The sequence below is a fragment of the Sphingomonas sp. SORGH_AS_0870 genome (assembly GCF_031453175.1).
Classification (GTDB): Bacteria; Pseudomonadota; Alphaproteobacteria; order Sphingomonadales; family Sphingomonadaceae; genus Sphingomonas.
This window is the reverse complement of record NZ_JAVIYW010000002.1, coordinates 2,532,795-2,553,195: the sequence shown is the minus strand read 5'-3', so window position 1 is coordinate 2,553,195 and position 20,401 is coordinate 2,532,795. Positions and strand designations below refer to the sequence as shown.

21 protein-coding genes are annotated in these 20,401 nt (G+C 66.5%); 12 read left to right on the top strand and 9 right to left on the bottom strand.

Annotated elements, in window-relative coordinates; translation table 11 throughout:
- Positions 1 to 31 precede the first annotated feature (31 nt).
- Genes QE363_RS11895 through mazG form a run of 9 tightly spaced genes read left to right on the top strand, consistent with a single transcriptional unit; the run spans position 32 to position 7,586 of the window.
- The gene (locus QE363_RS11895) at positions 32 to 586 is read left to right on the top strand and encodes a CvpA family protein (protein ID WP_307098809.1); all 555 of its coding nucleotides are present in this window, start codon (positions 32 to 34) and stop codon (positions 584 to 586) included.
- On the top strand, positions 583 to 1,014 hold the full coding sequence (locus tag QE363_RS11890; protein ID WP_309695477.1) for an iron-sulfur cluster assembly scaffold protein: 432 nt from the start codon (positions 583 to 585) through the stop codon (positions 1,012 to 1,014). Before QE363_RS11895 ends, QE363_RS11890 begins: the two co-directional genes overlap by 4 nt.
- The gene (locus tag QE363_RS11885) at positions 1,014 to 2,762 is read left to right on the top strand and encodes a cation:proton antiporter (protein WP_309695475.1); all 1,749 of its coding nucleotides are present in this window, start codon (positions 1,014 to 1,016) and stop codon (positions 2,760 to 2,762) included. Before QE363_RS11890 ends, QE363_RS11885 begins: the two co-directional genes overlap by 1 nt.
- A 2-nt stretch (positions 2,763 to 2,764) precedes the next feature.
- Positions 2,765 to 3,094, top strand: a complete 330-nt coding sequence (locus QE363_RS11880) for a DUF423 domain-containing protein (RefSeq protein WP_309695473.1) — start codon at positions 2,765 to 2,767, stop codon at positions 3,092 to 3,094.
- Between the two features lie 45 nt (positions 3,095 to 3,139).
- Positions 3,140 to 4,696 (top strand): methionine--tRNA ligase, encoded by a 1,557-nt coding sequence (metG, locus tag QE363_RS11875; protein ID WP_309695471.1) that lies wholly within the window; start codon positions 3,140 to 3,142, stop codon positions 4,694 to 4,696.
- On the top strand, positions 4,696 to 5,469 hold the full coding sequence (locus tag QE363_RS11870; protein ID WP_309695469.1) for a TatD family hydrolase: 774 nt from the start codon (positions 4,696 to 4,698) through the stop codon (positions 5,467 to 5,469). Before metG ends, QE363_RS11870 begins: the two co-directional genes overlap by 1 nt.
- Positions 5,466 to 6,230 carry an MBL fold metallo-hydrolase gene (locus tag QE363_RS11865; RefSeq protein ID WP_309695465.1) on the top strand — a complete coding sequence of 255 codons (765 nt, stop codon included), beginning with the start codon at positions 5,466 to 5,468 and terminating at the stop codon, positions 6,228 to 6,230. The genes QE363_RS11870 and QE363_RS11865 overlap by 4 nt, the downstream gene beginning before the upstream one ends.
- Positions 6,227 to 6,817, top strand: coding sequence for a TIGR02281 family clan AA aspartic protease (locus QE363_RS11860; RefSeq protein ID WP_309695464.1), 591 nt, complete (start codon positions 6,227 to 6,229; stop codon positions 6,815 to 6,817). Before QE363_RS11865 ends, QE363_RS11860 begins: the two co-directional genes overlap by 4 nt.
- Positions 6,818 to 6,869: 52 nt before the next feature.
- Entirely contained in the window at positions 6,870 to 7,586 is a 717-nt protein-coding gene (gene mazG, locus QE363_RS11855; RefSeq protein WP_309695462.1) for a nucleoside triphosphate pyrophosphohydrolase, read from the top strand.
- Here mazG and hflX read toward each other — a convergent pair.
- The 7 genes from hflX to dusB all read right to left on the bottom strand — a co-directional run bounded on the left by hflX (position 7,567) and on the right by dusB (position 16,673).
- Positions 7,567 to 8,859: a GTPase HflX gene (gene hflX, locus QE363_RS11850; protein WP_309695460.1), complete on the bottom strand. Its 1,293-nt coding sequence runs from the start codon at positions 8,857 to 8,859 to the stop codon at positions 7,567 to 7,569. The genes mazG and hflX overlap by 20 nt on opposite strands.
- Positions 8,856 to 9,347: an RNA chaperone Hfq gene (hfq, locus tag QE363_RS11845; RefSeq protein ID WP_373424613.1), complete on the bottom strand. Its 492-nt coding sequence runs from the start codon at positions 9,345 to 9,347 to the stop codon at positions 8,856 to 8,858. Before hfq ends, hflX begins: the two co-directional genes overlap by 4 nt.
- Before the next feature lie 142 nt (positions 9,348 to 9,489).
- Entirely contained in the window at positions 9,490 to 10,866 is a 1,377-nt protein-coding gene (locus QE363_RS11840) for a sigma-54 dependent transcriptional regulator (protein WP_307098786.1), read from the bottom strand.
- A gap of 7 nt (positions 10,867 to 10,873) precedes the next feature.
- Positions 10,874 to 13,120: an ATP-binding protein gene (locus QE363_RS11835; protein WP_309695456.1), complete on the bottom strand. Its 2,247-nt coding sequence runs from the start codon at positions 13,118 to 13,120 to the stop codon at positions 10,874 to 10,876.
- A 52-nt stretch (positions 13,121 to 13,172) separates the two neighbouring features.
- On the bottom strand, positions 13,173 to 14,624 hold the full coding sequence (ntrC, locus tag QE363_RS11830) for a nitrogen regulation protein NR(I) (RefSeq protein ID WP_309695455.1): 1,452 nt from the start codon (positions 14,622 to 14,624) through the stop codon (positions 13,173 to 13,175).
- Entirely contained in the window at positions 14,621 to 15,688 is a 1,068-nt protein-coding gene (locus QE363_RS11825; RefSeq protein ID WP_309695452.1) for an ATP-binding protein, read from the bottom strand. Before QE363_RS11825 ends, ntrC begins: the two co-directional genes overlap by 4 nt.
- Positions 15,672 to 16,673, bottom strand: coding sequence for a tRNA dihydrouridine synthase DusB (gene dusB, locus QE363_RS11820; RefSeq protein ID WP_309695450.1), 1,002 nt, complete (start codon positions 16,671 to 16,673; stop codon positions 15,672 to 15,674). Before dusB ends, QE363_RS11825 begins: the two co-directional genes overlap by 17 nt.
- A gap of 93 nt (positions 16,674 to 16,766) precedes the next feature.
- Here dusB and QE363_RS11815 point away from each other — a divergent pair, with 93 nt between their 5' ends.
- The 3 genes from QE363_RS11815 to QE363_RS11805 are packed head-to-tail and all read left to right on the top strand — an operon-like array spanning position 16,767 to position 18,954.
- Positions 16,767 to 17,927 carry a bifunctional 2-C-methyl-D-erythritol 4-phosphate cytidylyltransferase/2-C-methyl-D-erythritol 2,4-cyclodiphosphate synthase gene (locus QE363_RS11815; protein WP_309695447.1) on the top strand — a complete coding sequence of 387 codons (1,161 nt, stop codon included), beginning with the start codon at positions 16,767 to 16,769 and terminating at the stop codon, positions 17,925 to 17,927.
- A complete protein-coding gene (locus tag QE363_RS11810) occupies positions 17,924 to 18,454 on the top strand; it encodes a hypothetical protein (protein WP_309695445.1) in 531 nt (176 codons plus the stop codon). Before QE363_RS11815 ends, QE363_RS11810 begins: the two co-directional genes overlap by 4 nt.
- Entirely contained in the window at positions 18,454 to 18,954 is a 501-nt protein-coding gene (locus QE363_RS11805) for a CinA family protein (protein ID WP_309695443.1), read from the top strand. Before QE363_RS11810 ends, QE363_RS11805 begins: the two co-directional genes overlap by 1 nt.
- On the opposite strand, the gene QE363_RS11800 is transcribed toward QE363_RS11805, so the two are convergent.
- Together QE363_RS11800 and lipA are read right to left on the bottom strand one after the other, a co-directional pair.
- Positions 18,915 to 19,373 carry a type II toxin-antitoxin system RatA family toxin gene (locus QE363_RS11800; RefSeq protein WP_309695439.1) on the bottom strand — a complete coding sequence of 153 codons (459 nt, stop codon included), beginning with the start codon at positions 19,371 to 19,373 and terminating at the stop codon, positions 18,915 to 18,917. The two genes, QE363_RS11805 and QE363_RS11800, sit on opposite strands and share 40 nt — an antisense overlap.
- Positions 19,373 to 20,296 carry a lipoyl synthase gene (gene lipA, locus QE363_RS11795; protein ID WP_307104519.1) on the bottom strand — a complete coding sequence of 308 codons (924 nt, stop codon included), beginning with the start codon at positions 20,294 to 20,296 and terminating at the stop codon, positions 19,373 to 19,375. The genes QE363_RS11800 and lipA overlap by 1 nt, the downstream gene beginning before the upstream one ends.
- Positions 20,297 to 20,401 lie beyond the last annotated feature (105 nt).

Genomic DNA, 20,401 nt, shown 5'->3' with positions numbered 1-20,401 from the left:
ACGGATGGGTTGAAGAGTTGGACACCAGGCGTTGACGGCCCTTGATATTCTTGTCCTGATCGCGGTGTTCGGCGCGGCGATCCAGGGTTTCCTGCGCGGTTTCGTGACCGAGGTGCTGGCGCTCTTCGCCTGGGTCGCGATGGTCGCCGCGTTGAAGCTGTTCCATATTCCGCTGGCCCAGACCCTGACCGGCGTGGTCGGCACCGTGTCGGGCGCGGCGGTGCTGGCCTTCGCGCTGATCGTCGGCGTCACCTATCTTGGCGGGCGGCTGGTCGCGCGGGCGATCGGACAGCGTACGCGGACCTCGGTGCTGGGGCCGGTCGACCGGGCGCTGGGCTTCGGCTTCGGCGCGCTCAAGGGGCTGATCCTGGCGAGCCTCGTCTTCCTGGTCGTCGCGCTGATGGTCGATACGGTCAGCGGCGGTCCCGCCCGGCGACCCGACTGGATGGTCAAGAGCCGGACCTACAAGCTGCTCAACGCCACCAGCGCCGGGATCGCCGATTTCGTCGATCGCCGCCGTCGCGGGCTTCCCGTCTTCGGCGCGCCCACCCCGCCCGCCGCCTCAAATAGCGAGACGCCGTCATGACCGCCCCCCTCTACAATGCCGAGATCCTGCGGCTGACCACCGCCATCCCGCATGACCGCCGCCTGGCCGACCCGATGGCCAGCGTCGAGCGCCGCTCGCCCATTTGCGGCAGCCGGGTGACCGTCGACGTCAATCTGGACGAGGACGGGCGGGTGAGCGAGGTCGGGATGCTGGTCCGTGCCTGCGCGCTGGGTCAGGCATCCTCGGCATTGCTAGCAGGCCATGTCGTGGGGCGCACTCCGTCCGAGCTCACGGCCGCCCGCGACCGCCTGACCGACTGGCTGGCGAGCGGACAGGGGGACGCGCCCGACTGGCCGGGGCTCGACGTCTTTGCCCCCGCCTTGCCCTATACCGCGCGCCACCCCTCGATCCGCCTGGCGTTCGAGGCCGCCGCCGAGGCCGCGCAGGAAGCGGGAGCGCGGCGCTGATGCATGGCGAGGTCTCGCTGATCCGTGACGGCGCGATCCTGTTCGGCTTCGGTCTCGCTTTCGTTCTGATCTTCCGCCGACTGGGGCTTGGCGCGACGCTGGGTTATCTGGTCGCGGGCGCGGTCGTCGGACCGCATGTCCTGGGGCTGGTCGGCGACGCCGAGTCGAAGCTGGGCATTGCCGAGATCGGTATCACGCTTCTCCTGTTCATCGTCGGGCTGGAGCTCAATCCCGCCCGGTTGTGGCGGATGAAGCACGAGATTTTCGGACTGGGGCTGCTCCAGGTCGCCGCCTGCGGGCTGGCGATCAGCGGTATCGTCCTGCTCGCGCATTTCTCGCTGGAGGCGGCGCTGGCGCTGGGCCTGCCGCTCGCCCTGTCATCGACCGCGCAGGTGCTGCCGATGCTCCAGTCCTCGGGGCGGTTGCGGACACCCTTTGGCGAGCGGGCCTTCTCGATCCTGTTGTTCCAGGATCTGTCGATCGTCCCGCTGATCACCATCGTCGCGGCCATGTCGCGCAATCCCGCCGATCACGCCGGGCCGCCGGGCTGGATCCTCGCGCTTGAGACGGTCGGCGCCATCATCGGGCTGATCGTGGCGGGGCGCTTCCTGCTGCGCCCGCTCTTCCGCCTGATCGGCAATATGGGCGAACGCGAAATGTTCGTCTTTGCGGGCCTCTTTACCGTCATCGCTAGCGCGGCGGTGATGGAGATGCTGGGCCTGTCGACCGCCCTGGGCGCCTTTATCGCGGGCGTGATGCTCGCCGACAGCCCGTACCGGCATGAGCTGGAGGCCGATGTCGAACCCTTCCGCTCGATCCTGCTCGGTCTGTTCTTTCTGGCGGTCGGCATGATGCTCGATCTGCCCGCCATCGCCCAGCGGCCCGTGTTCGTCGCGGTCATGGCGCTGGCGCTGATCGCGACGAAGACCGGGGTCATCGCCCTGATCGGGCTGGCGTTCCGGATGAACTGGCGCTCCGCGCTCGCGCTGGGCCTGCTGATGAGCCAGGGCGGCGAGTTCGGCTTCGTGCTGTTCGCCCAGGCCCAGCAGGGCTATCTGATCGCGCCCGAGGCGGCGAGCCTGTTCGGCGCGATCATTACCCTGTCGATGGCGACCACGCCGTTCCTGATGCGCGCGACGCGCAGCATTCGCGAGGAACCGGTAATTACCCGGGGCGGCGAGCGCCAGGGGCCGGTAACCGACGGTGCCAACGCCCTGATCGTCGGTTATGGGCGCTTTGGCCAGACGGTCGCGCAGATGCTGATCGCCAGCGACATTCCCGTCACGCTGATCGACCGCGATATCGAGATGATCGACATCGCCGCCTCGTTCGGCGCCAAGGTCTATTATGGCGACGGCACCCGGCTGGACCTGTTGCGCCAGGCGGGCGCGGCAGAGGCCGAGCTGATCCTGTTCTGCCTCGACGACGACCAGATCACGCTCGATCTGCTGGAAAGCGTCCATGCCGCCTTCCCGAATGCGGCGCTGTTCGTGCGCGCCTATGATCGGCGGGCGGTGCTGCGGCTGAAGGGCGGACCGGCCGCCTATGTGGTCCGCGAGGTGCTGGAGTCCGCAGTCAAGATGGCGCGGCTGGCGCTGGGCAGTCTCGATGTCGGCGAGGCGGAGATCGAACGGGTCGAGGCGATGTACCGCGCGCGCGACAAGGAACGGCTCGCCGCCCAGGCCGAGGCGGGCGATCTGCGCGCGGCGAACGACCGGATCATCACGCAGGACGAACGGAAGGGCTGACCATGGGATTGGTGGCGATATGGGCGACGTTGTCGGGCGCGATCGCGATTGCGGCGGGGGCCTTCGGCGCGCACCGGGCCGAGGGCGCGGCCGTCGAGTGGCTGCGCACCGGCGGTCAGTATCAGCTGATCCATGCCGTCGCCGCCCTGGTCGCCTTGCGCTTCGAGGCGCGCGGGGTGGCATGGGCTTTCGTAATCGGGGCGGCGATCTTTGCCGGTACGCTTTATGCCATGGCCTTTGGCGCGCCGCGCTGGCTGGGGGCGATCACGCCGATCGGGGGAACGGTCCTGATCGTCGGATGGCTCTGGTTCGCCTGGACGTTACGCGGCTGAACGCGGCGGCTTCACCTGCGCGAGGCGATGTTCTAGGGACCAGCCATGGCCGATCCATTCTATATCACCACCGCGATCCACTATCCTAATGGCCGTCCGCATATCGGCCATGCCTATGAGATGGTCGCCGCCGACGTCATCGCCCGCTTTCAGCGTCAGGCGGGGCGCGACGTGCTGTTCCAGACGGGCACCGACGAGCATGGCCTGAAAATGGCACAGGCGGCGCGTGCGCGCGGCATTTCAACGCGCGAGTTCGCGGATGAAATGTCCAGTCATTTCCATGTCATGGCCGATCGTCTTGACATTTCCTATGACCGGTTCATCCGGACCGTCGACGCCGATCACTATGCCGCGAGCCAGGCGATCTGGAAGGCGATGCAGGACAAGGGCGATCTGTATCTCGATCGCTACGAAGGCTGGTATTCGGTTCGCGACGAGGCCTTTTACGACGAGAGCGAACTGACCGTCGGCGAGGACGGGACCAAGCTGTCGCCGCAGGGCACGCCGGTGGAATGGACGGCGGAGGAGACCTGGTTCTTCCGTCTGTCCAAATATCAGCAGCCGCTGCTCGACCTGTATCGCAACAATCCGGATTTCATCCGCCCCGAAAGCCGTCGGAACGAGGTGATGCGCTTCGTCGAGGGCGGGCTGTCCGACCTGTCGGTCTCGCGCACCAGCTTCGACTGGGGGGTGCCGGTGCCCGACAGCCCCGGCCACGTCATGTATGTCTGGGTCGACGCGCTGACCAATTACCTGACCGGCACCGGCTATCCCGACAAGGACAGCGAACTGGCGCGTTTCTGGCCTGCCAATCTTCACCTGATCGGCAAGGACATCGTGCGGTTCCACACCGTCTATTGGCCAGCCTTCCTGATGTCGGCGGACCTGCCGCTGCCGCAATCGGTCTTCGGCCATGGCTTCCTGCTCCACCGGGGCGAGAAGATGTCGAAGTCGGTCGGCAACGTGGTCGATCCGATGGGCCTGGCCGATGCCTTCGGCGTCGATGCGCTGCGATATTTCTTCCTGCGCGAAGTCAGTTTTGGGCAGGACGGTTCCTATTCGGCCGAGGCGATCGTGACCCGCGTCAACGCGGAGCTGGCCAACAGCTTCGGCAATCTGGCGCAGCGCACCCTGTCGTTCATCGCCAAGAATTTGGGTGGCGCCTTGCCCGAGGTGGGGCGGAGCGATCCGGCCGATGCCGTCTTGCTGGAAGAGGTGGTCGTCGCCTGCGCCGCGCTGAAGACCGCATTCGGCGATCTGGCGCTCAGCCAGGGGATCGAGGCGTGGATGCGCGGCGTCTATGCCTGCAACCAGTATATCGACGTGCAGGCGCCCTGGTCGTTGCGCAAGACCGATCCGGAGCGGATGCACGCCGTGCTGGGCACGCTGGTCCGCGCGATCCGGATGCTGGCGATCGCCATCCTGCCCGTCACGCCGCGCGGGGCGGGGCTGGTGCTCGATACGCTGGGCGCGGACGAGCGCGATCATGCCGCGATCGACGATGACGGGTGGTATGCCCGCCGTGCCGCCAATGGCGTGCCGCTGTCCCCGCCGTCCCCGGCCTTTCCGCGACTGGAAATCCCGGCCGAGGCGGACGCCTGATGCTTGCCGACAGCCATTGCCACCTCAACTATAAGGGGCTGGCGGAGGATCAGGCGGTACTGGCGCGCGCACGCGACCGCGGCGTGACCGCGATGCTCAACATCTCCACGCGGGAGAACGAATGGGATGCCGTCATCGCCACTGCCGAGCGCGAGCCCGACGTCTGGGCGACGGTCGGCATCCATCCGCACGAGGCCGATGCGCATCCTCATATCGATACCGCCAAGCTGATCGAGCGGGCGGCGCATCCGCGCGTCGTCGGCATCGGCGAAAGCGGGCTGGACTATTTCTACGACCATAGCGACCGCGCGCGCCAGCAGGCGAGCTTTCGCGCGCATATCGCCGCCTGTCGCGAAACCGGCCTGCCGCTTGTCGTCCACACCCGCGAAGCAGAGGACGACACCGCCGAAATCCTGGCCGACGAGATGGGGAAGGGGGCCTATCCCGGGGTAATCCACTGCTTCACGGCGAGTGGAGATTTTGCCGACAGGGCATTGGCATTGGGCTTTTATATCTCGATCTCGGGCATCGTAACCTTCAAGAATGCCAAGGATCTGCAACAGACGGCTGCGCGGCTGCCGCTCGACCGTCTGCTGATCGAGACGGACGCGCCCTTCCTGGCGCCGGTACCGCATCGGGGCAAGACGGGGGAGCCGTCCTTCGTCGCCGACACCGCGCAATTCCTGGCCGATCTGCGCGGGGAATCCTTCGAGGATCTGACCCGCGCCACCGCCGAGAATTTTCATCGTCTGTTTTCGAAGACACGCGCATGAAGCTTCGCATCCTGGGGTGCGGGACATCGTCGGGCGTGCCCCGGATCGGCAACGACTGGGGCGCATGCGATCCGACCGAGCCGCGCAACCGGCGGATGCGTATGGCCGCGCTGGTCGAGCATGGCGATACCCGCATCCTGATCGATACTGGCCCCGACATGCGCGAGCAGTTGCTGGCCGCGAATGTCGCCACGGTCGATGCGGTCCTGTGGACCCACGACCATGCCGATCATTGCCATGGTATCGATGACCTTCGGCAAATCTTCCATGCCCTGGGCGAGCCGGTGAGCGGCTATGCCCGGCCAGCAACTGCCGCATCGCTCGAAAACCGCTTCGGCTATGTCTTTCACGGCAAGACCGGCTATCCTCCGACCGCGACCATGACCGAGCTGGGCGACAGTCTGACGATCGGCGACATTCATATCCGCACCGTGGATCAGCCGCACGGGCGGACCCGTTCGGCGGGTTTCCGCTTCGAATGCGATGGCAACAGCATCGGCTATGCCACGGATTTCCATGAACTGACGCCGGAAATGGCCGCGCTTTACCGTGATCTAGATATTTGGATCGTCGATGCGCTGCGCCGTCATCCGCATCCCGCGCATGCTGACCTGCCATCGGTGCTGGACTGGATCGCGATGCTGCGGCCAAGGCGGAGCGTGCTGATCCATATGGATCAGTCGATGGATTATGCGACCTTGCGCCGTGAACTGCCCGACGGGGTGGAGCCCGCCTATGACGGCATGGACCTGATCCCGTGACCGCCGATCGGGCCGCGGACCTCGTCTATTTTAGCCTGATCCTGCTCCTCGCGCTCAGTGCCTTGGCCGCGCGGCGCATTCCGCTGCGCCAAACCTTGCAAATGGCTCTGGCCTGGATCGGCATTTTCGGGATCGGCTTTCTGATCCTGGCTCAGCGCGACCGTTTGGCCGCCCTTTGGCCGGGCGCTGCGGCACCACAAGCCTCGGTGCATATTCCCATCGCGAAGGACGGTCATTTCTGGGTCATGGCGCGCATCAACGGCGTTCCGCGTCGCATGCTTGTCGACAGCGGCGCGACGACGACGGCGCTATCGGTCGCGACCGCCAAGGCGGCGGGGCTCGACCTGGACGAGAGCCCGTTTCCGCGGATAATCGATACCGCCAATGGCACGATCACCGCTGACCATACGACGATCCGGGAGCTGGAGATCGGGGCGATTGCGCTGGATGATGTCGGTGCGGTCGTTTCGCCAGCCTTTGGCGATCAGGACGTGATCGGCATGAACGTCCTGCGGCGTTTGAAGGGGTGGAAAGTCGACAGGGGGACCTTGGTACTCAACCCGCAAGACCGACCTGTTTTTACATAATACATATTATCATACGTGAGGATCTATGGCTGTCGAACGGCTGCTGACTATTATGAAACGCCTGCGCGATCCCCAGTCCGGTTGCGAATGGGACGTGGCGCAGAGTTTTGAAAGTATCGCTCCCTATACGATCGAGGAAGCGCATGAAGTCGCCGATGCGATCGCCCGTGGCGACATGGCCGAGCTCAAGGACGAACTGGGCGACCTGCTGCTCCAGGTCGTGTTTCATGCGCAGATCGCGCAGGATCGGGGGCATTTCACCTTTGCCGATGTCGTGGCCGCGATCAGCGACAAGATGGAGCGGCGTCATCCCCATATCTTCGGCAACGCGGCCTCGGGCGGCCATTACCTGTGGGAGCAGATCAAGGCGGAGGAACGCCGCTCCAGGGCCGCCGAGGGAACGCTGGATGGCGTGGCGCTAGGCCTTCCGGCCCTGATGCGCGCCGAGAAATTGCAGAATCGTGCGGCGCGGGTCGGCTTCGACTGGCCGGATGCCGAGGGTCCGCGCGCCAAGATCGACGAAGAGCTTCAGGAAATTGCCGAAGCTACGCCCGACACGCTGGAAGAGGAATTTGGCGACCTGCTGTTCGCCGTCGTTAACTGGGCGCGCCACCATGGCGTCGATCCCGAAGCCGCCCTTCGCGCCGGCAACCGCAAGTTCGAGCGCCGCTTCCGTGCCATGGAGGCCGAGGCAGGCGATGATTTCGCTGCACTCGACCTCGCAGGCAAGGAAGCCCTTTGGCAGAGGGTCAAGGAACGCGGCGGGTAAAGCGGTCGTAATCCGCCTCCGACAACCGCACGTCGTAAACGGCTTCGTCGTCCTCGATCGTCTGATCCAGCACCTCGCCATGCGCGTGCAGCCAGGCGGCCCCCGCCCCGTCGCCCGCGTCCAGCGTGACGCGGTAGCGGCGGTGGCCGGAGGTCAGAGCCGCCGCGACCTGCCCGATCAGGTCATCGACCCCCTCGCCCGTCATCGCCGACAAGGCGACGATATTCGGCCGTCGCGCGGCCTCGGTCAGCAGGTCTTCACGCAGATCGCCCTCGACCAGATCGACCTTGTTCCACGCCTCGAACCGGGGCGTTTCGGGATCGACGCCGATCTCGGTCAGCACCGCCTCGACATCGGCGCGCTGCGCTTCGGTATCGGGATGCGCGATGTCGCGGACATGGATCAGCAGGTCGGCCGACACCACTTCCTCCAGCGTCGCCTTGAATGCGGCCACCAACTGGGTCGGCAGATCGGATACGAAACCCACCGTGTCGGACAGGATCGCCTTGTCGATGCCGGGCAACTGGATCTGGCGCAAGGTCGGATCTAGCGTGGCGAAGAGCAGATCCTTCGCCATGACATGAGCGCCGGTCAGCCGATTGAAAAGCGTCGATTTTCCGGCATTGGTATACCCGACCAGCGCGATCACCGGCCAGGGCGCGCGCTGGCGTCGGTCGCGGTGGAGCCCACGCGTCCGACTGACCTGATCGAGTTCGCGCCGCAACCGCGCCATGCGATCGCGGATCATCCGCCGATCGGCTTCGATCTGCGTCTCACCGGGGCCGCCAAGAAAGCCGAAGCCGCCGCGCTGACGCTCCAAATGGGTCCAGCTGCGAACCAGCCGCCCCGCCTGATAGTCCAGATGGGCGAGTTCGACCTGCAACCGCCCTTCGGCGGTCGCGGCCCGTTCCCCGAAAATTTCGAGGATCAGGCCGGTGCGGTCGATGACCTTCGCCTCCAGCGCGGTTTCGAGGTTGCGCTGCTGCACAGGCGTCAGCGCGCCGTCGAATACGACAAGCTGCGCGTCCTCCATGCGGACCTGCTGCGCAACCTGCTCGACCTGACCGCTGCCGATCAGGGTGGCGGGTTTCGGTGCCCGAACGCGCAGCGCGATCCGTTCGACCACATCCAGCCCGATCGCCATGGCAAGCCCGGCGGTTTCGTCCAGGCGCGCATCGGCGTCACGGGCGGCATCGCCCTGGTCGGGCAGGACGATGACGGTCCGGGCACCACGCGCGAATTCGCCGCGATCGCGATCGAAACCGGTGCTCAATCCTCGGCCGATCCCGCCTGCTCTTCCGCCAGGTTCAGCGGCCGTGCGGGCTGAATGGTGGAAACCGCATGCTTGTAGACGAGCTGCGCCATGCCCTCACGCTGAAGCAGCATGCAGAACAGGTCGAAACCCGCAATCTGCCCCTGCAGCATCACGCCGTTGATCAGGAACATGGTGACGGGGTCTTCGGACTTGCGCACCGCGTTGAGGAAAATCTCCTGCAAAAGCGGGTTCTTGCGCTGCTGTTCGGTCACGCCGTCGACGATGGCGGCCACGTCCAGCGGGCCCGAGGGCATGATGGTGGAGATGGCATGCTTGTAGATCAGCTGCGACTGACCATCGCGACGCAGCAGCACCGAGAAGTTGTCGAACCACGTCACGATGCCCTGCAGCTTGACGCCCTTGACGAGGAACATGGTGACCGGCGCCTTGGAGCGGCGCAGTGCATTGAGGAAGAGGTCCTGAAGCGAACCCGCTTTGTCGGCCATGGGGAAGCCCTTGTTCTTGGCGGGTCCGTGCCCGCGAATTGCGCCGTTTCCCGGCGTCGGAACCGCGCCCGTGCGCCGGACGCCCCGAGTATCTATGGTTTCGCCGGGCATTCGTCCAGAGGGGGCGGACACCCGGCACCGATCAATCCTCGCGCGTCTCGCTGATCCCGAGCAGCTTCAGCTTGCGATGAAGCGCCGAGCGCTCCATTCCGATGAAGCTGGCGGTGCGCGATATATTGCCCGAGAAGCGCCGGATCTGAACGCGCAGATATTCGCGCTCGAAGCTTTCCCTCGCCTCGCGGAGCGGTGCCCCCATGATGGCGGTGGCGCCCCCGCCCCCCATATCGGCCCCCTCGCCCAGCACTTCGGCGGGCAGCAGGTCGAGGTCGATCCGTGCGAGCCGATCGCCCGGCGCCAGGATGATCGTGCGTTCGACGACGTTGCGCAGCTGGCGGACATTGCCCGGCCAATCATAGGATTGCATGGCGACCATCGCATCGGGTGCGATCTCGGGCGTGCGTACGCGCCGCTCGGATGCGTAATGCGCCATGAAATGCTCGACCAGCGGAGGAATATCCTCACGCCGCTCCGCCAGCGAGGGGATCGTCACCGGCACCACGTTGAGCCGGTAGTAAAGATCTTCGCGGAAACGTCCCTCGGCGATTTCCTGGGTCAGATCGCGCGCGGTGGCGGATACGACGCGGACATCGACCTTGACGACGCGCGTACCGCCGACGCGCGTGAAGCTCTGATCGGTCAGGACACGCAGGATGCGCGCCTGGGTCGCGATCGGCATGTCGGCGATCTCGTCGAGGAACAGCGTGCCGCCATGCGCCTGTTCGAGAAGGCCCGTACGGACGAGGTCACCCCCCTCCTCCACCCCGAACAGCTCCTCCTCGACCCGCTCGGGCGTCATCCGGGCAGCGCTGACCACGACGAAGGGTGCGTCGACGCGGTTGCTCCAGCCATGGAGGAGCCGCGCAGCGACCTCCTTGCCGACGCCCGCCGCGCCCATGATCAGCACCCGGCTGCCCGTCGCGGCGACGCGCTTCAGGGTGGCTCGAATGCCGTTGATCGCGCTGGACGATCCGGTCAGGTCGTTCTCGCGCCCGACACTGGCGCGCAACGAGGCGTTCTCGCGCCGCAGCCGCTCGGTCTCGGTCGCGCGACCGACCATCAGCAACAGGCGTTCGGCCTCGAACGGCTTTTCGATGAAGTCCGCAGCCCCCTTGCGGATCGCGGCGACGGCGGTGTCGAGATTGCCGTGGCCGGAGATCACGAGCACCGGGATCGACGGGTCGCGCCGCTTGATCTCGTCGAGCAATTCCAGCCCGTCGAGCTTCGATCCCTGGAGCCACACGTCGAGCAGGACCAGCGAAGGCCGCCGCACCGCCATCGCCTCCAGCGCGGAATCGCTGTCGGCGGCGACGCGGGCATCATAGCCCTCGTCCTCCAGCACGCCCGCGACCAGTTCGCGGATATCAAGTTCGTCATCGACGACGAGAATGTCCAAAGCCATGGTGTCTTTACGTCCGGGTACGAGTCAAAGCGGTGAGCTGGCCCTCCCCAGCCAGTTCGGGTTCGGCGCCCCCCTGATCCAGTGCAGCGAGGGCTCCGGCGTCGAACATCATCGAAACGATGGTGCCGCCGGTCGGATTGTCGGAAAAGCCGATCGTGCCGGCATGTTCCTCGATGATCTTGTTGACGATCGCCAGGCCCAGGCCGGTGCCCCGCGCGCGGGTCGTCATATAGGGCTCGATGATGCGATCGCGCTCGGGCGGCAGGCCGACGCCGTTATCGGCGACGGTGATCGTGACCATGCTCGCCTGCTGGCCGACGGTCATCACTACCTTGCCGCCCTTGGCCCCTTCCGGCCTGCCCTCAATGGCTTCGACCGCATTCTTGACGATGTTGGTCAGCGCCTGGCTCATCTGGCGACGGTCGCAGACGAGCGTCGGGGCGGGGTCGTCCTGCACGATCTCGAACGTCACGTCGGGATGCGCCACTTCATGCAGGAACATCGCCTGCGCGCAGATATCGGCAATGGCCTCTTCGCGGAAAACCGGCTTGGGCATGCGCGCGAAGGACGAGAATTCGTCGACCATGCGGCGCAGGTCGCCGACCTGGCGGACGATCGTCTCGGTCAGGCGGCCAAAGGTCTGGTCCTCCGGATCGATCACCTTGCCATAGCGGCGTTGGAGCCGCTCGGCGGCGAGCTGGATCGGGGTCAGTGGGTTCTTGATCTCGTGCGCGATCCGGCGCGCGACGTCGGACCAGGCGGCGCGGCGCTGGTCGAGGAGCTGCTGGGTGATGTCGTCGAAGGTCAGGATGGGGCCGTCCGCAGTCTGCGCGATCCGCACCGCCAATGTCCGCATATCGCCGTGCAAGGCCACCTGTACCGTCGCCTCGCGCCGCCCCTGGTCGAGCAGCTCGTCCAGTTCGGGCGCGACATCGCCGAGCTTGCGCCCCACCAGCCCGCCCTGGTCCGCACCGAGCAGCAGGTCGGCCGAATTATTGGCGATCCGCACCTGCCGATCGCGCCCGACCGCGACGACGCCTGCCGATACGCCCGCCATCACCGCTTCGATCAGCGCGCGGCGATTGTGCAGCTGCGCATTGGCGGTCACCAGCTCGGTGTTCTGCTGCTCTAGCTGGCCGGTCATCTGGTTGAAGGCATTGGCCAGCGTGCCGACTTCGTCGCGGGTCCGGGGATCAGGCACGCGCGCGGTCAAGTCGCCGCCCGCGATCCGGCGTGCGGCATCGACCAGCTCGCCGACCGGCCGAACCAGCCGGTCGGCCACCGCCAGCGCGATCCACACCGCGATCCCCACGATCAGCAATGCAACGGCGAGCAGCGCCAGGTTGAACTTCAGTTGGAGCGACCGCGCCCGGCCTTGCAGCGCGCGATAGCCATCGACCACATCCTCGGCCGCGAAATGCTGTTGACTGAGAAAGGCCGCGTTCACGCTGGTGCCGACATAGAGCATGACGTTGCCGCTGTCGGGCAAGGGGGTGACGACCCAGACGCGCTGCTCGTTGGCACCGCCGACCGGCTGGTCCGATCGCCCCGCCTGCCCGATCACGTCGGGCGTCACCAGATTGCGGAAGCTGGCGTCGGAGGGCTGGTTGAAGAAATCGTAGAATTTGAACCCCTGTTTGGGGTCGTAGGAGAAGAGGACCGCCTCCTCCAGGTCGCGCACGATCGTCTGCTGCGCCATATAATTGTGGAAATCGCGCGGATTTTCGCGAAGCAGGGGCAAGTTGCGCCCCAGATCCTTCGACATGGCGCGCCCAGCCAGAATCCAGCGGTTGATGATCTGCTGCTGCGACTGGCGCGCGATATCCATCGCGTCGCCGAACGCTTTCCGGGCGCGATCGGAAATCCAGAATTCGGCCGAAGACTGGAACATCATCGATGCGGTGACGACGGTCAGCAGGATCGGAACGCTGGCCGTCAGCGAGAAGATCGCGACCAACCGGACGTGCAGCCGCCCGCCCCCGCCAACGGCCGATTCCGCCGCCCGGCGCATCGCCACGCGTCGCCCAAGCAGCATCAGCAGCAGGATGCCCGGCACCAGGTTGAGCGCGAGCAGGCCCGCAATGACCGGCGGTGCGATCAGTCCCTGCGCATCATGCTGTCGGGCGATGAACCAATAGGTCCCGATCGCGATCGCAACCGCGCCGACGATCACCGCCAGCTCGACCGCCGGGGTCACCGCAAAGCGGGATCGCGGCGTTTCGGCAGGACCAGCAGGCTTCAGGAACGCCAACATCGTTGCAATCGTACAACGTCGAGCGTGTCCTGCAAGCCACAATTCCAAAAAATCACGCGGCCGGGTCGAGCCCCTCGTCCTCGCTTCCCACGGCAATTCGCAGGGTATCGAGCCGCTTGCGCAAGGTATTGCGGTTGATCCCCATGGCCCGCGCGGTGCGAAGCTGGTTGCCGCCATGGCGCGCCAGCATCGCCTCGATCAGCGGGCGCTCGACCTCGCTGATGACGCGATCATAAAGCGTGCCGTCGTCCAATGCCGCCGGGCGTTCCGAAGCGAGCCGGGCCAGATAAGTGCGGACGGCCGCCGCCAGATCGCCGTCCGACGGCGCGCCGCCCGCGGCCAGGGTCGGCGGCGCCTCGCCGAGCATCCCGCGCACCGCCTCGGCATCGATCACCTCGTCGCGCGCCAGCACGGCCAGCCGCCGCATCAGATTTTCCAGCTCGCGAACATTGCCCGGCCAGTCATGCGCAACCAGCACGTCGAGGGCATGGGCATCCACCTTGCGCCGGGGCAGTCCCTGAGCCGCCGCATTCTCCAGGAAATGCCGGGCGAGCAAGGGAATATCCTGCCGCCGCTCCCGCAGCGACGGCAGGGTAATCGGTACGACGTTGAGCCGGTAGAACAAATCCTCGCGGAACTGGCCCGAGGTCACCTGCTGGCTGAGATCGCGATTGGTCGCGGCCACGATCCGGACATCGGTGCGGATCGTCCGTGCACCGCCGACCGTGGTGAACTCGCCAGATTGCAGCACGCGGAGCAGCCGGGTCTGCGCCTCCATCGGCATGTCGCCGATCTCGTCCAGGAACAGCGTGCCGCCCGCCGCCTGCTCGAAGCGACCGGCATTGCGCTGTGCCGCGCCGGTAAAGGCGCCGCGTTCATGGCCGAACAGCTCCGCCTCGATCAACTCGCGCGGGATTGCCGCCATGTTGATCGCGACGAAGGGGGCCTGGCGGCGCGGGCCAAGGTCATGGATGGCGCGCGCGACCAGTTCCTTGCCCGTGCCCGACTCGCCGGAGATCAGGACGGTCAGGTCGGTGGCGACGACTCGCGCGATGATCCGATACACGCTCTGCATCGCCTGCGACCGCCCGATCAACGGCAGCGCGCGGTCGTCCTCGCCCAGCCCGTCCTCGACCAACACGCCGCCGCGCGCCAGCGCCCCGGCCACCGCATTGGTCAGCGCATCGAGATCGAAGGGCTTGGGCAGATATTCATAGGCGCCGACCTCCGCCGCGCGCACGGCGGTGGTCAGGGTGTTCTGCGCGGACAGGATGATGATCGGAAGGGCCGGGAAGCGTGCCGCGACGCTGCGGATATGATCGATCCCATCCCCATCGGGCAGGATCACATCGGTCACCAGCACGTCGGGGGCACCGCCGGTCAGCACGCGATCGAGCCGGGCCAGCGTCTCGACAGCGGTCACCTCATGCCCGGCGCGGCGAAGCGCCTGCCCGACGACGGTCCGGATCGCGGCGTCGTCATCGACGACCAGGACATGGCTCATGCCCGTGCCCTTGGCAGCAACAGACGCAGCACGGTCATTTCCGGTGAACCCTCTCTGGCATATTGGACGATCCCGCTCATGTCGCGGACCAGCTTGTCGACCAGCGCCAGCCCCAGCCCCTGCCCCTCGCGACGCCCCGACACGAACGGGTCGAACAGATGGTCGGCAATATCGGACGGGGCACCGGGACCATTGTCGATCACGCAGATCTCGATCGGCAGCGGCAGGCGCGATTGCCCTTCGCCGGTGCTGACCGACATGCCGTGTCGATAGGCGGTGGTCAGGATGATCCGGGGGTTGCGCACCGAGCGGACGGCCTCCCGCGCATTCTTCAGCAGGTTGATGACGATCTGGAGAAGGGCGTCCCGGTTGATCCGTGCGGGCGGCAGCGAGGGATCGAACCGTTCCTCGATCTGGATGCCCCTAGCAAACCCGGCCAGCGCGACGCTGCGCGCATGGGCGAGCAGCGGATAGATATTCTCCGGCACCAGCGGCAACGGCCGGGTATCGCTGAAATCCTGCATCCGATCGATCAGCGCGGCGATGCGATCGACCTCGGTGGTGATCAGGGTGGTCAACTCTCCGCCGTTCAGCAGCTGCGCGGCACCGCGTATCCCCGACAGCGGGTTCTTGATCTCGTGCGCGAGCATCGCCGCCGCCCCGACCGCCGCGCGCGCACCCGCGCCGCGCTCCGACGCATGGCCCAGCCGCCGGGAAGGACCGGCGCTGTGCAGCGTGATGGCCCGCCAGCCGGGATGATCGGGAATTTGCGCCTCGACGAAATCGACCCGGATCTTGGGGCCACGCGGCATCGCGATCTCGGTATCGTACACGGCAAAGCCATGGCCATCGCGGCTGCGCGGCGCGTCCGGCGGGGGCAGGATCGCCTCGACCGGCTGTCCGACCATCACCCGCTCGGACAGGTTGAGCATCTGCTCGGCCAGGCCATTGGCATGGGCGATGCGATTATCGGGATCGACCACCACCACGGCCACGGGCAGCGCCCCGAACAGCGCGGCGAAACCCGGTCGGCCATGGCGGGTCGGCTCAGGCAGCGGCGGCAAGCTCGATCTGCGGCATGTAGAAGTCGTACAGCATCGCCTTGACCCGGTCGGCGCTCGCCTCCTGGTTCACCTTGTTGCGGAAATCGGCCGAGCCGTGCAGCCCGCGCGTGTACCAGCCGATATGCTTGCGGGCCATGTTGACGCCCGTCTCGGCGCCGTAATGCTCGAGCATCGCGTCATAATGTTCGGAAACGGCGCGATATTGCTCGTCCAGCGGGGGATCCGCGCGACGCTCGCCGGTGGCGAACCAGTGCATCATCTGACCCAACAGCCACGGACGGCCATAGGCACCGCGCCCGATCATGATGCCGTCCGCGCCCGACTGGTCCAGCGCCGCATCGGCATCGTCGATCGAACAGATGTCGCCATTGGCGATCACCGGGATGTTGACGGCGTCCTTGACGTTGCGAATGAACGCCCAGTCGGCGCTGCCCTTGTACATCTGGTTGCGGGTGCGGCCATGGACCGTGATCATCTTCACGCCGATATCCTCGGCGATACGTGCGAGTTCGGGGGCATTCAGGCTGTCATGGCACCAGCCCATCCGCATCTTCAGCGTGACGGGCACGTCGACCGCCTTCACCGTCGCCTCGATGATCGCGGACGCCAGCTTCAGGTCGCGCATCAGCGCCGAGCCCGCATCGCCGTTGACGACCTTGCGCACCGGACAGCCCATATTGATGTCGATGATCGCCGCGCCGCGATCCGCATTGAGCTTGGCGGCCTCGCCCATCTCCAGCGGGGTGCAGCCGACCAGCTGCATCGACACCGGCTCTTCGAGGGGGTGCCAGGCGGCCTTCTGGATCGATTGACGCGTCTCCCGGATCGCGGCCTGGCTGGCGATCATCTCGGTGACGTTCAGCCCCGAGCCGTAGCGGCGGACGAGCGTGCGGAACGGCATATCGGTCACGCCGGTCATGGGGGCGAGGACGACGGGGCTGTCGATCGTGACGGGACCGACCTGAATGGGGGCGAGGTTACGCATCAAACTGCCTGAAAAATAAGCAACGCCCTATCCGAAGATGGTCAGGAAGGCAAGATTGGCGGGGGCACGCAAAAGCCGCTAGGCGACGTCGCCATGAGCCAGAAAGCAAAGATCGCCGCGCTGATCGTCGCGGCGGGTGGCGGCAGCCGGATGGGCGGCGGCGTGCCGAAGCAGTTCCGCGATCTCGGCGGTCGGCCGATGCTGTGCTGGAGCCATGACGCCTTTCTCTCGCATCCCGCCATCGACACGGTGCTGACCGTGGTGGCGGAGGATCGGCTGGACCAGGCCCGCTCCGTCCTTCCGGGCGGCTGGGTGGAACCGGGCGGTGCGTCGCGGCGCGAATCGGTGGCGCGGGGCTTGCGGCACCTGGCGCTGGCGGGGGTGGAGCAGGTGTTGATCCACGACGCCGCCCGCCCCTTCCTCTCGGCCGAAGTGATCGACCGGGTGCTGGCGGGCATGGCATCGGCCGATGGCGCGATGCCGGTCCTGCCGGTGGCGGACACGCTGGCGCGCGACAGGGATGCGGTGCTGGGGGAGATCGTACCGCGCGATGGCGTCGTTCGGGTGCAGACGCCGCAGGGTTTTCACCTGCAGGCGGTAGTCGCCGCGCATGCCACCTGGCCAGCCGATGCGGAGGCGACCGACGATGCGCAGATGGTACGACGGCTTGGCGGACGCGTCGCTTTGGTGCAGGGCGATGCCATGCTCGACAAAATCACCTATCCCGACGACCTGACCGGCGCGGACATGCGCCTGACCTGGGAAACCCGGACGGCCATGGGCTATGACGTCCACCGGCTGGAAGACGGCGAGGAATTGTGGCTGGGCGGGGTGTTGATCCCGCACCATCAGGGCCTGTCGGGACATAGCGACGCCGATGTCGCGCTCCATGCGCTGACCGACGCGCTGCTCGGCACGATCGCGGCCGGGGATATCGGCACGCATTTCCCGCCCAGCGATCCGCAATGGAAGGGAGCCGAGTCGGGGCAGTTCCTGCAGCATGCCGCCAAGCTGATCGCCGACAAGGGCGGTCGGATCGATTTCGTCGACCTGACGATCATCTGCGAAGCGCCCAAGATCGGGCCGCATCGTGCCGCCATGGTCGCGCGGATCGCCGAACTGCTCGGTATCGATCAGGGCCGGGTCAGCCTGAAGGCCACGACCACCGAGCGGCTGGGCTTTACCGGACGTGGCGAAGGCATTGCGACGCAGGCGGTGGCGACCGTCCGTCTGCCGGGCGGGGCGGCGGCGTGAAGCGGCTGGCGCTGATCGCCGCGCTGGCCTCGCTCATCATCCCGGAGGCGGCGATGGCGCAGCAGCGGGCCTGCATCACACCGCCCGAGGCCGAGGCGATGACCCTGGTCGCCATGCCGGATATTCTGCGCGAAACCGGCCGGGTCTGCGGCGCGCGGCTGCCCGCCAACAGCCTGATCCGCGGCAACGGCACGCTCATCTCCAAATACGAAGCCTCGGCCGATCAGGCATGGCCGACCGCGCGCGCCGCGATCGTCAAGCTGTCCGATCCGACCGTGGATACGCTGCTCCAGTCCGACTATGCCCGGCCGCTGCTGACCTCCCTGCTGGTCCCGTTCATCGTCGGGCGGATCGGGCTGGAGGATTGCGGGACGATCGACCGGCTGGTGACGCAGCTCGCCCCCCTGCCCCCACGCAACATGGCGGCGGTGATCGTCACCGCGCTGCAATATCTCAAAAGCGAAAAGGCGCGCGGACGGCAGGCTGCCGTGCCCGATCTGCCCCTCTGCCCCAACGGAAACCGCTGATGGACGTGCTTCTCCCCCCCGAACTGGTTGCGCTGGCCGAGCGTGTCGTCGTCGCCAACCGGGCGATCGGCCGCCGCGTCGCGCTGGCCGAGAGCTGCACCGGCGGCCTGGTATCGGCCGCGCTGACCGAAATTCCCGGCTCGTCCGACGTGGTCGAGGCGGGTTTCGTCACCTATTCCAACCAGGCCAAGATCAAGCTGCTGAACGTCAGCCCGGACATGATCGACACGTTCGGCGCGGTGTCGACCGCCACCGCCTGGGCGATGGCGCAGGGTGCGCTGGCGGCGAGCGAGGCCGACATCGCCGTCGCGATCACCGGCGTGGCAGGGCCCGGCGGCGGCACGGCGAAGAAGCCGGTCGGCACGGTCGTCTTCGCCCAGGCGCTCCGCGATGGCGACCCTGAAGAGATCAAGGCCGAGCGGCACGAATTCGGTGAAATCGGCCGGGGCGCGATCCGGCTTCAGGCCGCGCTGTTGGCGCTGGAGCTGTTGTTGCCGTAAAGCCTGGCGGCGCGGTCCTCGAACGCGCCGATCATGCGGCGGAGCGCAGTGCCGAACACCTGCCCCGCCAGCATCTCGAACACCCGGTTCTTGAAGGCGAAGTCGACGGTAAAGTCGACCGCGCAGCCCTGCTCCTCGGGCCGGAAGCGCCAGTTGTTGCGCAGATATTTAAGCGGCCCGTCGAGATACTCGACATCGATCGCCTCCGGGCGCGCCTTGGTGACGCGGCTGGTGAAGGTCTCGCGCAGGCCCTTGAAGCCGACGATCATGTCCGCGACCGTCTCGGTGTCCGAGTCCGACCGCACGCGCATCGCCGAAACCCAGGGCAGGAATTCCGGATAGCGCGCCACGTCGGCGACCAGGTCGAACATCTGCTCCGGCGTATAGGGCAGATGCCGTGTTTCGCTATGCTTGGGCATTACCGGGCGCTGGCCAGCTTCGCCTCGCGCGCGGTCCGCAGCCGCTCGAAATCGTCACCCGCATGATAGCTGGACCGTGTCAAAGGCGAGCTGGCGACCAGCAGGAAGCCCTTGGCGCGAGCGATCGAGGCATAGGCGTCGAACGCCTTGGGCGTGACGAACTCGGCGACCTTGGCGTGACGCGGCGTTGGCTGGAGATACTGGCCCATGGTCAGGAAATCGATGTCGGCCGAACGCATGTCGTCCATCACCTGATGGACCTCCAGCCGCTCTTCGCCCAAGCCCAGCATGACGCCTGACTTGGTGAAGATCGACGGATCGTGGCGCTTCACGCTCTCCAGCAGGCGCAGCGAGGCGTAGTAGCGCGCGCCGGGACGGATCGTCGGGTAAAGCCGGGGCACCGTTTCCAGATTGTGGTTGTACACGTCGGGCCGCGCCTCGACGATCGACTCGATCGCAGCCTGCGCCTTGTTGCGGAAGTCGGGCGTCAGGATTTCGATGGTCGTGTCGGGGGTCGTGCGGCGCAACGCCTGGATGACCTTCACGAATTGCGATGCGCCGCCGTCGGGCAAGTCGTCGCGGTCGACCGAGGTGACGACGATGTGCTTCAGGCCCATCTGCGCCGCTGCATCGGCGACATTCTGCGGCTCCATCGCATCGACCTTGCGCGGCATGCCGGTCTTGACGTTGCAGAAGGCGCAGGCGCGGGTGCAGGTGTCGCCCAGGATCATGACGGTCGCATGCTTTTTCGACCAGCATTCCCCGATATTGGGGCAGGCCGCCTCTTCGCAGACGGTCGTCAGGCTCTTGGCGCGCATCAGCTCGCGGGTCGCGGCGAAACCGGCGCTCGTCGGTGCCTTGACGCGGATCCAGTCGGGCTTGCGCGCGCGCGCGGGCGCGGCCAACGGTGTCAACTCGTTCATGCCCGCGAAATAGCGATGCAGCCGGTCGGACACAATGCCCGCTGACACGCAGCGCGATATCCGTGGACAGACACATTTTGATATGGAACCGAAACGGCCATGCCC

Coding starts and splice junctions, on each gene's coding strand:
- ntrC (WP_309695455.1), bottom strand. CDS start 14,624: ATGAGCCATGTCCTGGTCGTCGATGACGACGCCGCGATCCGGACCGTC.
- QE363_RS11840 (WP_307098786.1), bottom strand. CDS start 10,866: ATGGCTTTGGACATTCTCGTCGTCGATGACGAACTTGATATCCGCGAA.
- QE363_RS11865 (WP_309695465.1), top strand. CDS start 5,466: ATGAAGCTTCGCATCCTGGGGTGCGGGACATCGTCGGGCGTGCCCCGG.
- QE363_RS11890 (WP_309695477.1), top strand. CDS start 583: ATGACCGCCCCCCTCTACAATGCCGAGATCCTGCGGCTGACCACCGCC.
- QE363_RS11880 (WP_309695473.1), top strand. CDS start 2,765: ATGGGATTGGTGGCGATATGGGCGACGTTGTCGGGCGCGATCGCGATT.
- hfq (WP_373424613.1), bottom strand. CDS start 9,347: ATGGCCGACAAAGCGGGTTCGCTTCAGGACCTCTTCCTCAATGCACTG.
- QE363_RS11870 (WP_309695469.1), top strand. CDS start 4,696: ATGCTTGCCGACAGCCATTGCCACCTCAACTATAAGGGGCTGGCGGAG.
- QE363_RS11885 (WP_309695475.1), top strand. CDS start 1,014: ATGCATGGCGAGGTCTCGCTGATCCGTGACGGCGCGATCCTGTTCGGC.
- dusB (WP_309695450.1), bottom strand. CDS start 16,673: ATGCGTAACCTCGCCCCCATTCAGGTCGGTCCCGTCACGATCGACAGC.
- QE363_RS11805 (WP_309695443.1), top strand. CDS start 18,454: ATGGACGTGCTTCTCCCCCCCGAACTGGTTGCGCTGGCCGAGCGTGTC.
- mazG (WP_309695462.1), top strand. CDS start 6,870: ATGAAACGCCTGCGCGATCCCCAGTCCGGTTGCGAATGGGACGTGGCG.
- QE363_RS11800 (WP_309695439.1), bottom strand. CDS start 19,373: ATGCCCAAGCATAGCGAAACACGGCATCTGCCCTATACGCCGGAGCAG.
- metG (WP_309695471.1), top strand. CDS start 3,140: ATGGCCGATCCATTCTATATCACCACCGCGATCCACTATCCTAATGGC.
- QE363_RS11815 (WP_309695447.1), top strand. CDS start 16,767: ATGAGCCAGAAAGCAAAGATCGCCGCGCTGATCGTCGCGGCGGGTGGC.
- lipA (WP_307104519.1), bottom strand. CDS start 20,296: ATGAACGAGTTGACACCGTTGGCCGCGCCCGCGCGCGCGCGCAAGCCC.
- QE363_RS11835 (WP_309695456.1), bottom strand. CDS start 13,120: ATGTTGGCGTTCCTGAAGCCTGCTGGTCCTGCCGAAACGCCGCGATCC.